Origin of the sequence: Microbulbifer sp. SAOS-129_SWC (assembly GCF_039696035.1) — a bacterium.
Lineage (GTDB): Bacteria > Pseudomonadota > Gammaproteobacteria > Pseudomonadales > Cellvibrionaceae > Microbulbifer.
This window is the reverse complement of record NZ_CP155567.1, coordinates 3,761,706-3,776,923: the sequence shown is the minus strand read 5'-3', so window position 1 is coordinate 3,776,923 and position 15,218 is coordinate 3,761,706. Positions and strand designations below refer to the sequence as shown.

Genomic DNA, 15,218 nt, shown 5'->3' with positions numbered 1-15,218 from the left:
TCAGCGGCGGCTGAATCCGAGCAGCTTGCCGTGGCTGAACGAAAAGCGGAACCGCTCTCCCACTTTCAGCCGGTTCCGGCAGGTGGACTGAATAACGATACGCGGAAACTGCGGCGTCACCACCCAGGTGGTGAACTCGTCTCCGGGCCCGCGCTCGATCAGCCAGTAGTGGTCACCGCCGCTACAGCGGCCGGTCTGGCTGCAGTTGTCGGAGCCCCACACGTAAGCAGTAACATCATACTGTGCCGGGGCGGAGGGCGAGGGCACAAAGGGGGTGTCGCGGTCGCCGGTGGTGTTATACAGGTCTTTGAAGGTGACGCGGTGATAGCCCTTGGCCGCGCTGTTGCAGTTGGTGAACTGCTGGCGCGCGACAATACTGGCGTGCACCCCGTCCGGTAACTCCGTGTTGCTTTTGCTGCTCCCACCATTCATTTCGCTGGGCAGGTAACCGCAGCCGCCGAGCGCTGCCGCGGCGGCTGCGGTGGCCAGAAAAGCGATGCTGGTCGCAATGCAGTAAAACCGCACAGTCTACTCCTATGACATTGGCGTATCGCGCAACTCTTTTCACTATAGCCGCAACAGGGCCCGATTTCAGGAATTCGCCGTGCGATGCGACCGACGCTTGAAGCGCCACGCGCGGCGGTAGGGGAAGGCGCTCTCGATATGCCCGGCGCGGATCCGGTCCTGCAGGCGACGCCAGAAACGGTAGTCGTAAAGGTTGCTGTGTTCGTCCTCGAAGGCCTTGCGCGCAACCGGGTTGCCGGAGAAAAACAGGCGGAATTCTTCCGGGAATACATCGGCTTCCGCCACCGTATACCAGGGCCGGTCGGCCAGCTCCTGTTCGGCGGTTCGCGGCTCGGGGATCTTGCGGAAATTGCACTCGGTCAGTGGGCACAATTCGTCGTAGTCGTAGAAGACCACGCGGCCGTGACGGGTGACGCCGAAATTCTTCAGCAGCATATCGCCGGGGAAAATATTGGCGGCGGCCAGTTGCTTGATCGCATTGCCATATTCTTCCATCGCCTCGCGGGTTTCCGCTTCGCTGGCATGTTGCAGGTACAGGTTGAGTGGCTCCATACGCCGCTCCACATACAGGTGCTTGATGATGACCCACTTGTCGTCGATTACCAGCTTCGACGGCGCCAGCTCCTGCAGTTCCGCCAGCAGCTCGTCACTGAAGCGGTTGCGGTAGAAAATAAAGTTGGTGTATTCCTGGGTGTCTGCCATGCGCCCGACCCGGTCGGAGCGGGATACGAAGCGGTACTTTTCCTTGACGATGGCCTCGGTAACCGTTTTGGGGCGGTCGAACCTGTCCTTGATCACCTTGAACACCACCGGGTAGGAGGGCAGCGTAAATACGCTCATGACCATGCCCTTGATCCCCGGCGCGATGGTGAACTTGTCGTTGCTCACTTTCATGTGGGCGAGGATATGGCGGTAGAACTCGGTCTTGCCGTGTTTGTGGAAGCCGATCGAATTGTACAGTTCCGAGCGTTCCTTGAGCGGCATGATGGTGGACAGGAAGCGCACGAAGCGCGACGGGATAGGCGCGTCCACCATGAAGTAGGAGCGGGTGAAACTGAAAATGATACTGGCGGAATCGTTGCTGTAGAGGACGGTGTCGACAAAAATGCCGCCGCGGCCGTTGTTCAGGCACGGCAGGATCAGCGGGATCACCTCGCCGTCGAACATCATGCGCCCCACCAGGTAGGCGGCCTTGTTGCGGTAGAACACCGATTCCAGCATGTCCACACGCAGGTTTTTCTCGCTCCTGAGCCCGGCCAGTGGTACCGCGCGCAACGCTGTACAGATATTGCCGACATCCCGCGGCAGGTTTTCCCAGGGCACCGAGAAGCCGTAGTCGTTGAGAATGTCCTCGATCATATATTCGAGGCCGTCCCGGCCGCTGTAGCTGATATAGATGCTGTAGTCCCGCAGCGGCTTGTCGTCCGGCGTGCGCGACGGCTTGACGAAGATGTTGCTGTCGTGGATATGTGCGTGCTGGAACTGGCTGCAGAACACCGAGTTGAAGAACGTCTCGGCAATCTCGTAATTGCTGTGGTTGGCAATCAGTTGCGCGTAGGTGGCGCGGGCATCGCGCCACAGGTCGAGCATGCTGGTGTCTTTGCTGGTCACCGAGTGCACCAGTTTCAATACCTGGTTGACCTTGGTCTTGTAGAGATCGATACGCTCTTTGTTGCCCTGATGTACCGCCTGCCAGGCGGCGGTTTCGAAGCGGGCCTTGGCGCCGAGGGTGATGTTCTGGTAATCCGCGAAATAGGCGTCAAAACCGTTGAGGATGGTCTTGGCGATACGGCGCGCGGTCGGCGAGTGATTGGTCATGCACTAGACTTTTCATTTGGGTATTCGAATCAACGCCCGCCCTCTGCCGGCGCAGCCCTGGGCCGCGCCGGCAAAGAGGTTCAAGCCGATAGTAGCACGCTGTCGCGGAGCTTCACTTGAACGATTGGATCAGCAGCTTTGTCTTTTTCTTTGCGGTGATCGATCCGGTGGGCACCCTGCCGGTGTTCATTGCCGTGACCGCGCGTCACGCCGACTGGCAGAAACGCAGAATTGCCCTGATGGCCGTGGTGGTGGCCACCGGTATTCTGTTTTTCTTCCTGCTTGCCGGGCAGTACCTGCTGGAGAACATCGGCGTGCCGCTGTCGGCCTTCCAGGTGGCCGGTGGCGCGGTGCTGTTCCTGTTCGCACTGACGATGATTTTTGGTGAGGGCAAGCCGGAGAGCGAGCTGGAGATAGTGCAGGGCGGGCACGAGACGGCCATCTTCCCGCTGGCCGTGCCCTCCATCGCCTCGCCCGGTGCCATGCTGGCGGCGGTGGTCCTGACCGACAATTACCGCTTCGATTTCATCCACCAGGCGCGCACCGCCACAGCCATGCTGGCGGTGCTGGCCATCGTGTTGCTGATCCTGCTCACCGCCGGCTGGATCTACCGCTGGATCGGCAGCGCCGGCGCCAGCATCGTCAGCCGGGTGATGGGCCTGATCCTCGCCTCGGTGGCCACCACCAATGTACTGCTGGGGATCCAGCAGTTCTTTTCCGTCTAACAGGCCGCCCGGCCTAATAGCGCCCGCCATCCTTCTGCGGGCATTCCGACTGCGGCTCCGAACCGTCCAGCGGCCGGTACATTGGATCGAAGCAGCGCGGCAGCGGCCAGCGGGCCTTGCTGTGGTGGAAGTCCGCGGATAAATCGCACTGGGATTCGCCATCCAGGCACCAGCTGTCGGGCTCGGACATGGCGACCTGGTTGGCGCCGTGCCGGAACTGCGATACGGCGTGGTACACCAGCCGGCGGGCGCGATTCAGGCTGCCCAGCGGCTGCCACTCGCCGACACCGTGCCAGGGGTTCATCGACAGGTTCTCGCAGAACTCCTGCTGTGCCTCACCGGAAAACGACTGTGCGGGGATATTGATGCGCGCGACCGGCACGAACGGCGAGGCGCTTTCCGACCAGATCACCGCGGCGTCGTCCAGCGGCATATCCGCCCCGGGCATCCTTTGCTGCACCATGAAATCGAAGCAGGCCGCGCCGCCATCCAGCTGCTGCGCCATGGCCTCGGTGAGGTAATTGCTGTCCGCGTGCTTGCCGTCGGCGGCGAACTGCATGCCCGGGCACGGGCGCGCGGAGAACTTCAGCGCCGTGTCGCCGAGCTGGTAGGGCAGCATCGAGTAATACTGCGGCGCGAGTGGCGAGTTGATCTTGGAGGACACCGTCTGCGCAGCGCGGTAGAACAGCTTCGGGTGGAAGCGCGGCGGCGCCAGCCCGAAGAACCAACCGGTGCGATCCAGGTTGGCCAGGTAACTCATGTTGTCCACGTAGTCGTAGATGTTGCGGTTAAAGAACGCAGGCGTGTTGGTCATGATGAAATCCTGCGTCGCCGGCCCCTGCAGTTCCGGGGCGATTTTCTCCCCGCTGACGTCCAGCAGCTTGATCGCCATGCCGCGGGCATCGGGTTTCGAGTCTGCCTGTACGGTCATGTCGCCGTTGGAAAAGCGGATCCACGCGTGGTATGCGCGTCCGGGTTCGGCGAACACGCTGTGCCGGAACTGTGCCGGGATATCGCCATTGATCGAAAAAGTCGCGCGCACACAGCCGGTGGCCTTGGCATGGGCGTCGCGGCGGTAGGGCAAGCCGTTGATCTTTTCCGCCTTGCGCGAGATCTCGCGCCCCAGTTCCATTGCGCGCACAATCGCCTGCTTTTCCTCTGCGGAGATTTCCATGCCCAGCGTGTCCAGCTCGATAGTGTCCCGCTGTGGCGGCGTGTCGGCCAGGGTGGCGCTGCTGAGCAGCGCGATTGAGAGAAGGTATCTGCGGATCACTGTGCGTCCTCCTGTGCGCTCTGCGGCGCGCTCTTACGTACCGGGCCACGGTCGGCGACGGTCAGCGGTTGTCCGTGGGCGGCGGTGCAGGCGCGGGCGGTGGAATTGTCTTGCGGCGCCTGCGCATAGTGATTCCAGTCCATCGGGTCGCCACCGAGGGCGGTGTCGAAATCCGGGTTGCCCATGACTTTGAGGTACTCGATGATCGCGTAGCGCTGTTCCTCGCTGAGCAGGTTGCCGATCCGGCCGGGCATATCCACATCGGTAAACAGGTGGCCGGTGTTGCGGTTGCCGTCGATGCTGGTGTCCATCAGGAAGCTGCCGGGCGAATAGGCGGTGACATAGCCGAGCTTGTTTGGATCGTATTCGCGGTTGCCCACGTAAAAGGTCTTCGGCCGCGCGCGCAGCGGCGACAGCAGGTCGTAGATGGTGGGTACCGAGCCGTTGTGCAGGAACGGCGGGGTTGCCCACACGCCGTGCAGGGGCCTGGCCTTGTAGGCGCGCTGGTTCTCGATGCGAAATGGCACGTTGAGGCCGTCGAAGTCCGCCACCTGCTGCGCGCCCTCGATCCCCTCGCGGCCGTAGAGTTTCGGCACCAGGTCGTTGAGCAGCAGCTGCAGGCCCTCGCCGGCATTCGCGGGTTTCGCGCCGGGGAACAGCTTGCCCAGGTCGTAGCGGTTGTCGATGTAGTTGTCCGCCAGCTTGCTGTCGGTGCCGATCACCTTGGTGCTGATCCACGGCAGCGACCACATGGTGCTGCGCCAGTCATCGCGGTAGGCGTTGCCGTCGCTGCGACTGACCTCACCGTCCATGTCCCACTGCCAGTTGGTGGCGATCTGCCCGGGCACCGTCGCCGACGGGTTGTCAGCGATGGGCCAGCGATAGGATTTGCTCCGGTGCGGGCCGTGGCAGTAGGCGCAGCGCCCTTCGAACAGCGCCTTGCCGGTACGTGCTTTGGCGATATCAATCTTGCCCAGCACGGGCTCCGGCCACTTCGGCGGCTTCAGTTTGCGCAGCAGCCCCTCGACGCAGTGCAGTCCTTCCAGGTCGATCGAGGTCTGGCCGAAGTCGGCACCCTTGAGGACCTGGCCGTCGGCGTCGAGCAGTTTGATCGGCGCCAGTACGCCCAGAGTTTCACCGATGTTGCGGGCCATGGCCTGGTTGGTGAAGCCGGTGTACTGCACCCAGTCAAAACGCCAGATATCCCACAGGAAGGGGAAGCTGGCCGGGGCATCTGCCGGCCGGTAATTGTCCGGTTCGTTCAGGCGATAGCCGAACACCACATTGGCGATCCGCCCGACCGCGTCGATACGTCCGCGTCCCTCTTCCACCGGGTAGTATTTGGGCGCACCGGCGCTGTTGCTGAATTTCTTCAGGCGGTGGGCAAACTGCCAGAATTCTTTTTTCAGTGCACTGCGCTTGTCTTCGTCCGCACCGGCGACGCGGGTGGCGAATCTGTCCCACTTGGCCGGGTTGAGCAGTGTCTCGAACACGGAGGCGCCCAGGGTGGTGATGAATTCACCGCGCTTGGGATTGGACAGGCTCTGCATCGCCTGGCCGCCGTCGACGCGCAGGGCGGTGCCCTTGTAGTGCAGCTCGCCGGTGTGGCAGGTGGCGCAGCCGAAATCCAGCCGCTGCCGGCCGCTGGTCGGGTCGGTATGCATGGTCAGCCCTACCGGCAGGTTACCCGGATTGAGGCGGTCGGGGCGCTGACCCGGTGCCACCACAAAGCCCCAGCCGCGCATATTGGCGGCGCTGGCGAGGCGCTCGTGGGACAGCGGCAGCTCCAGATTCACGAGCCAGTCGTAGTCCATACCCAGCAGTTCGGTACCCTGCGGGGTGTAGTAAAAGGTGTGGCGCTGCTCGTCGGTCCAGCCGTCGTTCAGGTATTGCAGACGGTAGATATGCTCCTCGGTGAGATTGGGTTTGAGGTAGGCGGCCAGCTTGCCATAACCAACCAGCACCACTGCGGCGAGGACCAGGCAGACCCTGAGCCAGCGCGGCCCCAGTGCGCACCACAGGGCGGCCAGTGCGCGAGCGAGGCGTCTCAACCAGTGCCAGGTGCCGAAGAAGAGTTTGCCGGGCAGCGCCTTGATGTGCCTGCCCAGGCTCGCGAGTCGAAGTCGCATCAGCCGTGCGAGTGACATGGATCCCCCTGAGAAATAGTGATTGTTATTGGATAAATTCTTCGCGCTGGCTGTACTTGACCTGAATCGCGTGTGCCAGTTTCGAGGTAATATTGCGCAGGTATTTCTGCATGTAGTGTTCGCTAACGCTCAGGTCAGCGAGGTTTTTCCAGAAGGACGTGACCGCGCCCTGGCGGCTCTGGTGGGCGTTCTCATAGACGTAGTACTCGCCCTCCAGCAGCATCAGCTCCGGACCGAAATGGGCGTAGCCTCCGTGGATGGCGTCGATCAGGTCGTCGGGCGGCACCAGCGGCACCAGGTCGTTTTCGTCGACGACACGCAGCAGCGGCAGAAAGTGGTACTTCGCTGCGCCCGCCTTATTGGTCACCTTGGGTTGGCCAAAATTGATCGACGGGCCCAGCGTGAAGCCGTCCTCGTGCAGGTACATCATCAACAGGGTGGATATCGCCGCACCGAGGGAGTGGCCGGTGAGCAGGACCGGCAGCCGCTTGTCCAGCTGCGGTAACAGGGCACGGTAGATCTGTATCGCGGTCTGGTCGAAGCCCCGGTGTACGTAAATGCCGAGCCGCGGGTTTTCGGACTCGACATAGTCGGCATCCTCGCCGGCATTGCGGAGATTGTCGGTGCCGCGAATCACGATGACCTGCCGCTTCGGATTGGTCTCGCGTTCGAGGAAGTACTGCACCTCACCGCCGCTGGTGGAAACCAGAGCCGTGTCGGGGTAGGACTTGCGGATGTCGGCCTCGGACTGGTAGGCCGCGGCCGCGCGCGCCGCGTACCAGTTCACCTGCTGGAAATTGACCTGCTGCAACTCTGCTCTCCCTGTTTCTTTGTGCCGGCGAATGAACCGAAAGGGTTCGATGGCGGTCTCAGTGCCGGGTTATGATGCAGCGAAGATTGAACTTTCCTGTCAATCCCGTAAATCAGGTCTGCTCGCACAGGTAAATTCATCCCGGTTGGCCGGCGATTGTAGTAATCTTGGCGTCTTCAGACCACGGTGCTGGCATGCATTAGAGCCGAGCATTATAAAAACGAAAAACTCCTAGCCAACCGTATTCCGATGAATATTTTTCGATTGAACAGGCACAAGTACACAAGAACCTGTCGAACGTCGGTATCTCTCCCCGGACGGTACCAGTGGGCCAGGCTGCTGCTGGCCATGCTTATCCTGCTGCCCCTGAGTTGCCTCGCGCAGCAATCCATTGCTGTCGGCAAGCAGGAGCTCGGAGGCACCACGACCGGACAGGCGGAGATATGGCACGATAAAGAAGGCAGGAGTGATCTGGTGTCGGCCTATCGGGCCTATCGTCATGGCGATTTCGCGCCGCTACACAGTGCGGGTTCGACGGGCCTGCAGGCGGGCGCTTTCTGGTCCCATGTGATACTCAGAAATACCACCGATAGCGACCTGACCCTGCATATCGAATATGTCGATCACCAGCTGATTCGGCTGGAGGCCTACCAGAGACCGTTGACCACGCCGCAGGCGGCCAGCGCGGGCAGTACTGCGGAAGTTGTTCCGCAGTTCCACCTGCTGGCAAAGATGGCGATGAGCGACTCGTTTTCCGCGCGCCCGGTCCCCCACAACCGCTTCGTTGTACCGCTGACCATTCCGGCCGGTGAGAGCAGCGAGCTGATGATCAAGTTCAGCTCCGACGAGCTGGGCTTTGTCGTGCCGGCCATGCGTATCTGGAAGCCTCGGGCGCTGCGGGCGGAAAACAACCTGGAAACCTATGTGCTGGGGTTTCTGTTCGGCGGCTTCAGCCTGATGGCAGTTTTCTCCCTACTGGCTGGCGTCGCCTCGCGGACCCGGGTCTACTACACCTATTCCATTTACGCCGCGTCCAAAGTCATCGCCTGGTCGACCATCCTGGGGTACACCCATCAGTACCTGCTGACCGAGCACTTCCACTGGAATTACATATCGCTGGCCGGGGGGCTGTCGATTTTCTGTGGGGTCTGGTTTTCGCGGATGTTCCTGCGCACCGCCGAACATATTCCCCGATTCGACTATCTGCTGAAGTTCAAGATGGTCAATGCCTGCTTCCTGCTGACCTGTGCCGCGCTGAATCTCACCGCGCTGTCGATTATCTCGATGACCATCGCGCTGCTGCTCTATCCGCTCATTTCGATTGCGGCCCTGGTGCGCTGGCGTCAGGGGAATCGCGAGGCACTGCTGTTCGGCCTGGCATGGAGCCTGCTGGTAATCGGCCTGGTGGTACAGGCACTGCGCGACCTGGGCCTGGTTGCACATACCACGGTCAATTATTACTGGCCGCCGGTGGCCTCGTTTATCGAGATGATTACCATCATGGTGGCCATGGGTATCAAGGTGCGGCGGCTGCGTCAGCAGAAAGAGGAGGCGGAGCAGCGCTACAGGAGACAGCTGGAGCACTCCAAGGCAGAACTGGAAACCCAGGTGCGTGCCCGCACCCACGAGCTGGAGGCGGCCAAAGTGCTGGCCGAACGGGAGGCCAGAACCGACCTCCTCACCGGCATTCACAATCGCCGCAGCTTCTTTGCCGAGGCGGAAATCCGGCTCGATCTGGCCAAACGCAAAAGCCTGCCGTTGTGCCTGTTGATGCTGGATATCGATCATTTCAAATCCATCAATGACACCCACGGTCACGCCATTGGTGATGACGCGCTGTGCGCGTTCAGCGCGGCGATCGCCAACCATATTCGCGACATCGACCTGTTCGGGCGTATCGGCGGCGAGGAATTTGCGCTGCTGCTGAACGAAGACCGCCACGGGGCGATGGAGATGGCCCGGCGTTTGCGCGACGAGATTGCCGCAGTGGAATTGACAGCCCCGAATGGCCCGCTGCGATTTACCGCCAGTATCGGCGTCGCTTACTTCCGCTGCGAGGCGAGTGTCGACGAGCTGCTGCACTGCGCCGACAAGGCATTGTACGAGGCCAAGCAACAGGGCCGGGATCGCGCGGTAGAGGCGCTCGCCTGGTAACTCCCCGAAGGCACGACCCGGCGGCTGGTAAAACCGGCCATCGGGCTCAGAACCCGCACCTATCCTCGCCGTGTCGCGGCAGGACAAATTTAAAAAAAGCGTCACGCACTTTTCATATAAGCTGACTAGCCTGCACTCCATTCAAGAAAAATCACCGCTTAAAAAACGGGAATGGGGATGCTATGAAAAACGACGCTCGCACTGCGCGCCGGCTGGTCCTGCCGCTGACCGCGCTCGCCACCGCAATTATTTCGATCAACGCCGCCGCCGACGATAGCAGCGCCTCGATGGAGACGGTACAAGTTACCGCCCAGGCTGCCAACGCGCGCAGTGATATCGATCGTCAGCGCCATTCCAACAAGGTGGTCGCGGTACAGACCGCCGATGCCATCGGCGAACTGCCGGATGCCAATGTCACCGAGGCGCTGCAGCGGATGCCGGGTGTTTTTATCGCCCGCGACCAGGGCGAGGGCCGCTTCGTCGGAGTGCGCGGTATTGATCCCAGCCTGAACGCCACCACTATCAGCGGTATGAGTCTGCCGGCGCCGGAAGCCGACACCCGCGCGGTGGCCCTGGACGTGATTCCGTCAGACCTGCTGGCGAGCCTCGAGGTATCCAAGACGCTGACCCCGGATATGAGCGCCGATTCCATCGGTGGTGCCATCGAGATCAAGAGCCTGAATGCGCTCGATCACGACGGCAGCGCCTACAAGATCGGTGTGGAAAACAGCTACAGCGACCTGCAGGGCGAGCACAGCCCCAAGCTCGCGGCCAAATTCACCAACGTATTTGAGCTCGACGGCGGCCGCCAGCTGGGTCTGGCCATCGCCGCCAGCCACCAACAGCGCAACTTCGGTTCCGAGAACGAGGAGACCGATGGCGTCTGGGAGAGGATGCAGGCGGAAGACGGTTCCGAAGCCTTCGGTGCACCGGAAATCGAGCAGCGCGACTACACCATCACCCGCGAGCGCACCGGCCTGGCTGCCAACCTGGACTTCCGCCTGAGCGACACCGGCAAGTTGTACCTGCACAGCCTCTACTCCGATTTTTCCGACGACGAAGAGCGCCAGCGCAACGAGTACAAGCTGGATAAGGGCGACCTGCAGACCATCACCGCAAGCTCGGCCACCTGGTCTGATGCGCGCATCAAGAAATCGCTGAAAGACCGCTACGAGGAGCAGAAGATCCTGTCGGTGATTGCTGGCGGCGAGCACGATCTGGATCTGTGGGGGCTGGAGTACGCGCTGGGTTACTCGCGCGCCGAGGAGAATGAACCGAATCGGCGCGACACCGCCTTCCAGCAGAAGGGGCTGGAAATCGGCTACACCAGTGCCGGCCGCACACCCGACCTGTTCGCCAGTGATAGCGCTGCGGCCACCGACCCGTCCCGTTACGGGCTGGACGAAATTGTCGTCGAGAACAATTTCACCGACGACGAGGAAGTCAGCTTCCGCCTCGATCTGCGCCGCGACCTGCAACTGGCCGGCAACCAGACCGAACTGAAGTTCGGTGTGCAGCAGCGCAACCGGGAAAAAACCGGCGATCTCAACGCCACCACCTACGACGGCTTCGGCGGTGACTATACCCTGGCCGACTTCGCCATGCGCCGGGTCGACTACGGCCTGGCCGCTTTCGGCCCCGGCGTCGACAAGGGCGCGCTGAACCGTTTCATCAGCGCCAATCGCGCCAACTTCACCGTGGACGAGACAGCCACTGCGCTGGACTCCGCGCGCGATTATGTCATGGACGAGGACGTCACCGCTCTGTACGCGATGCACACGATCGAATTCGACCGTGCCAACCTGGTTTACGGGTTGCGCTATGAGAAAACCGATTTTTCCGCCGATGGCAATCGCGTGATCGAATCCGGTGCGCCTATCGCCGGTGCCGAGCAAGTCGCCGAGGGTGTCTACGTCAGTGGCGAGAGCTATCAGCGCGATTACAACGACCTGTTCCCCAGCGTCAATTTCAAGTACGACCTGACCGACAACGTCGTGTTGCGCGCCGCCTACACCGAATCCCTGTCGCGCCCGTCGTTCGGCAAGCTCAATCCGTCCGCCAAGGAGATCGAGTACGATGACGGCGAGCTGAAAGTGGAGGCGGGCAACCCGGCGCTGGATCCCTACGAGGCGCAGAACTTCGACCTCTCCGCCGAATACTACACCGATCGCGTGGGCATGTTTTCCGTGGGGGTGTTCCACAAGGCGATCGACAACTTCGTGGTTACCGCCGATGTGACCGCCAGTACCGACCTGACCCAGTACGTGGGCAGCCTGGTGGTGGACGATGCGGAAATCCTGCGGCCGATCAACGGCGACACGGCGACCCTGACCGGTGCAGAACTGTCCTGGACCCAGGGTTTTGACAACGGTCTGTTGCTGCGCGCCAACGCCACCGTGTCCGATTCCGAAGCGGATCTGGGGCTCGGCGCCGGCGCCGGCCGCAGCAGCAAGATTGCGCTGCCGTCGCAGTCGGACCTGGTGGGTAACTTTATTATCGGCTACGAGCGCGACGCCTTCAGCCTGCGTCTGTCCACCAGCTTCACCGGCGAACGCCTGGTGGCAGTGAACAGCGAAGACGCGGCACTGGACAGCTACCAGGACAGCCATATGCAGGTGGACCTGTCGGCGAAATACCGGTTTGCCAACGGCCTGAAACTGTCGTTCAGCGGCGTCAACCTGAACGACGAACCCCTGTATATCGAGAACTCCGGTTACAACGGCCAGTACGAGAAGTACGGCCCGACATATGTGCTCGGTCTCAGCTACAGCACTTTTTAACCAATCATTGAAAAATCAAGGACCGGCCTCTTGCGAGGCCGGTCTTTTTTGGCTTTGAGTGCGCCCGATACCTTTTTGTTGGAAAAAAGGCGCCACTCTGGCACCGGCGAGTGATACGGATACCGGCACAATGCGACACCAACCACTGCGAACGCTCTCCATCGCCACCGCACTCTGCGCGCTACTGCTGGGCTGCGGTGGTGCGGAACAGGGCATTACGGATAAAGGCACCACAGAAAAACGCGCTGCTGCGCCACTGCGTACGGAGTCGGCGCTGCCGCTGGACAATGTGGTGGCCGACCAGCTGGATACGCTGGCGCTGGACGGCCAGTCCTACCTGCTGCTGGCCAGTGAAACCCGCGGCCTGGTATTGCTGGATGACAGTGGCGCAGAGGTGCTGTCCCTGCAGCGCGGCAAGATAGAGCGCTTCGCCCTGCAGCCGCAGGTGGACGGCAGCTGGCTGCTGGCCAGCTACGATAAAAATCGCGGTGAACTCGCCCTGCGCCGTCTGTCCACCAACGCCGATGGAATGCCGCAGTTACAGCTGCTCACCGCACACAAGACCGCGGCGCCGCAGGTGGCGCTGTGCTTTTCCCGCCAGGCGGATCACAGCCACCTGTTCGCCATCGACGAAGACGGACTCGGCCGCGAGTACGCGCTGGCGCCCGGCAGCGCCAGCAGCAATAGCCAATGGCGACTGCGCGACGTGCGACCGCTGTATTTCGGCGAACAGGTCAGCAGCTGCGCCGTCGATGATGCGCGCGGGCACTTGTATGTCGCGCAGCCGCCGCTGGGTATCTGGCGCCTTAACAGCAATGCCGAACGCGATGAGGCGCGCGGGGTGTTTGTCGCCGGTGGCGCGCTCGGCGACGACTTTGGTGGCCTGTGGCTGGAAAAAGGGGCGGACAGACTGTGGTTCACCAGCGGCCGGCAGGTGCGCGCCTACCGCCTCGGCGACAAGGGCGAGGGTGGCAGCGACCCCGGCGACAGTGAAATTTTCGCACGTGATCTAGCGCAGCTGCAGCCGGTGTCCGCAGTGTGGCGCACTGGCGAGCTGCTGGCACTGGAGGACGAAGGAAAGCGCGTCGAACGCTTCTCCGTCAGTCTGCCGCCGGCGCGGCCTGCGCCGGCAGCGTCGGCCATGGTGATGGTGAAGCCGCGCGCAGAGACGGCGCCGGTGACGTCCGGCGGCGACGCCGCCGACGACCCGGCCATCTGGGTCAACCCGCGGGACAGCGCGGCGAGCCGGATTCTCGGCACCGACAAGAAGAGCGGCCTGAATGTCTACGACCTGTCCGGTGCGCTGCGGCAGCACTTCCCGGTCGGTCGCCTCAATAACGTCGACCTGCGCCCGACCGATGTGCCCGGCTTCAGTGCGATCGCCGCGGCCTCCAACCGCAGCACGGCGGGGATCAACCTGTTCGGGATCACCGCTGGCGGTGAGGTGCAGAGTCTGGGGTGGCGCCCGCTGGCGATGCCCGATCCCTATGGTCTGTGTATGTTCCGTCGCGACCACCGCACCTACGTCTGGGTCACCGATAAGGAGGGCGGCCTGCAGTTGCTGGAAATCGCTTTCGAAGATCGCGACCGCGACTGGCGACTCAAGCCGCGCGGTACCGTGAAGGTGGCGAGCCAGACCGAGGGCTGCGTGACCGACGACGCACGCCAGACGCTGTTCTTCGGTGAGGAGGACCGCGGCATCTGGCGGCTGGATATGAACGCCTTTCTCGCGGGCGAGGGGCATCCGCAGCTGGTGGCCGAGGTGGACGGCCACAACCTGGTGGATGATGTGGAGGGCATGAGCCTCTATGTCGACGGCGACAGCGGCTATTTGGTGGTATCCAGCCAGGGCAGTAACAGCTACGCCCTCTACAGCCGTGACGGCAGCCGCTTTCTCGGCCGTTTCCGCGTCGGCGCCGACCTGCAGCGCGGTATCGACGGTAGCTCCGAGACCGACGGCCTCGACGTGACCAGCGCCGCGCTGGGGGCCGATTACCCGCAGGGATTACTGGTGGTACAGGATGGGCGCAACCGCTTGCCCAGCGAGGCGCAGAACTTCAAGCTGGTGGCCTGGGACAGTATTGCGGCGAAACTGCGCCTGTAACCGGTGTCTCCGGTCGCGGCCGGCAGTATGCGCCACAATATCCCGTTGCTGGCCGGGCTTCAGCTGAATTCGCCGGAGATGTATTCCTTGGTCAGGTGTTCCTGTGGATTCTCGAAGACCTGCTCGGTATTGCCCATTTCCACCAGGTAGCCGGTGCGCCCGCCCTCGGAAATATCCACGGAAAAGAACGCGGTCGTGTCGGCAACGCGCATGGCCTGCTGCATATTGTGCGTGACGATCGCCACGGTATAGCGCTTTTTCAGCTCGAGCATCAACTCTTCGATCTGGCGGGTGGCGATGGGGTCCAGGGCAGAGCAGGGCTCGTCCATCAACAGCACATCCGGTTCCGAGGCGATCGCGCGGGCGATGCACAGGCGCTGCTGCTGGCCACCCGAGAGCGAGAGCCCGCTCGCCTTGAGTTTGTCCTTGACCTCATTCCAGAGTGCGGCGCGCTTGAGCGCTTTTTCCACTTTCTTGTCCAGATCGCCTTTGAAGCGATTGAGCCGCAGGCCAAAGGCCACGTTGTCGTAAATGCTCATGGAAAAGGGGTTGGGCTGCTGGAAAACCATGCCGATGTAGCGGCGTACCACCACCGGATCCACGCCCGCGGCGTAGATATCCTGATCGTGGTACAGAACCTTGCCCTCAAAACGAAAGCTGCTGATCAGGTCGTTCATCCGGTTGAGGCAGCGCAGCACCGTGCTTTTGCCGCAACCTGACGGGCCGATGAAACCAGTGATTTTGTTCTGTTCAATCGGCACATGGCTGTTGCGCACAGCGAGAAAATCGCCGTAGTGGATCTTGTCTATACGACAGTCGATGACTGTTTCTGAGGGTGAAGTATCGGGTTCTTGACTGCGGGGAAGCATAACGGATTCAGC

The 15,218-nt window shown here is 62.0% G+C and carries 10 protein-coding genes; 4 read left to right on the top strand and 6 right to left on the bottom strand.

Annotated elements, in window-relative coordinates; all coding sequences use genetic code 11:
• Both ABDK11_RS16255 and aceK read right to left on the bottom strand, forming a co-directional pair.
• Nucleotides 1-525 (bottom strand): hypothetical protein, encoded by a 525-nt coding sequence (locus tag ABDK11_RS16255; protein WP_346837567.1) that lies wholly within the window; start codon nucleotides 523-525, stop codon nucleotides 1-3.
• A 66-nt stretch (nucleotides 526-591) separates the two neighbouring features.
• Nucleotides 592-2,343, bottom strand: a complete 1,752-nt coding sequence (gene aceK / locus ABDK11_RS16250; protein ID WP_346837566.1) for a bifunctional isocitrate dehydrogenase kinase/phosphatase — start codon at nucleotides 2,341-2,343, stop codon at nucleotides 592-594.
• Nucleotides 2,344-2,459: 116 nt separating this feature from the next.
• On the opposite strand from aceK, the gene ABDK11_RS16245 reads away from it, so the two are divergent.
• The gene (locus tag ABDK11_RS16245) at nucleotides 2,460-3,068 is read left to right on the top strand and encodes a MarC family protein (RefSeq protein WP_346837565.1); all 609 of its coding nucleotides are present in this window, start codon (nucleotides 2,460-2,462) and stop codon (nucleotides 3,066-3,068) included.
• A 13-nt stretch (nucleotides 3,069-3,081) separates the two neighbouring features.
• Here ABDK11_RS16245 and ABDK11_RS16240 read toward each other — a convergent pair whose 3' ends face one another.
• Genes ABDK11_RS16240 through ABDK11_RS16230 form a run of 3 tightly spaced genes read right to left on the bottom strand, consistent with a single transcriptional unit; the run spans nucleotide 3,082 to nucleotide 7,299 of the window.
• Nucleotides 3,082-4,341 (bottom strand): catalase family protein, encoded by a 1,260-nt coding sequence (locus tag ABDK11_RS16240; RefSeq protein ID WP_346837564.1) that lies wholly within the window; start codon nucleotides 4,339-4,341, stop codon nucleotides 3,082-3,084.
• Nucleotides 4,338-6,488, bottom strand: a complete 2,151-nt coding sequence (locus ABDK11_RS16235) for a di-heme-cytochrome C peroxidase (protein WP_346837563.1) — start codon at nucleotides 6,486-6,488, stop codon at nucleotides 4,338-4,340. Before ABDK11_RS16235 ends, ABDK11_RS16240 begins: the two co-directional genes overlap by 4 nt.
• 25 nt (nucleotides 6,489-6,513) lie before the next feature.
• Nucleotides 6,514-7,299, bottom strand: coding sequence for a lipase family protein (locus ABDK11_RS16230; RefSeq protein ID WP_346837562.1), 786 nt, complete (start codon nucleotides 7,297-7,299; stop codon nucleotides 6,514-6,516).
• A 348-nt stretch (nucleotides 7,300-7,647) separates the two neighbouring features.
• Between ABDK11_RS16230 and ABDK11_RS16225 the strand changes: the two genes are divergently transcribed.
• The 3 genes from ABDK11_RS16225 to ABDK11_RS16215 all read left to right on the top strand — a co-directional run bounded on the left by ABDK11_RS16225 (nucleotide 7,648) and on the right by ABDK11_RS16215 (nucleotide 14,337).
• On the top strand, nucleotides 7,648-9,453 hold the full coding sequence (locus ABDK11_RS16225; protein ID WP_346837561.1) for a diguanylate cyclase: 1,806 nt from the start codon (nucleotides 7,648-7,650) through the stop codon (nucleotides 9,451-9,453).
• 182 nt (nucleotides 9,454-9,635) lie between these two features.
• Complete coding sequence (locus ABDK11_RS16220; RefSeq protein WP_346837560.1) at nucleotides 9,636-12,233, top strand: TonB-dependent receptor; 2,598 nt, start codon at nucleotides 9,636-9,638, stop codon at nucleotides 12,231-12,233.
• Nucleotides 12,234-12,363: 130 nt separating this feature from the next.
• Nucleotides 12,364-14,337, top strand: a complete 1,974-nt coding sequence (locus ABDK11_RS16215) for a phytase (protein ID WP_346837559.1) — start codon at nucleotides 12,364-12,366, stop codon at nucleotides 14,335-14,337.
• Between the two features lie 59 nt (nucleotides 14,338-14,396).
• Here the strand turns inward: ABDK11_RS16215 and pstB are convergent, their stop codons facing one another.
• Nucleotides 14,397-15,206: a phosphate ABC transporter ATP-binding protein PstB gene (pstB, locus tag ABDK11_RS16210; protein WP_346837558.1), complete on the bottom strand. Its 810-nt coding sequence runs from the start codon at nucleotides 15,204-15,206 to the stop codon at nucleotides 14,397-14,399.
• Nucleotides 15,207-15,218 lie beyond the last annotated feature (12 nt).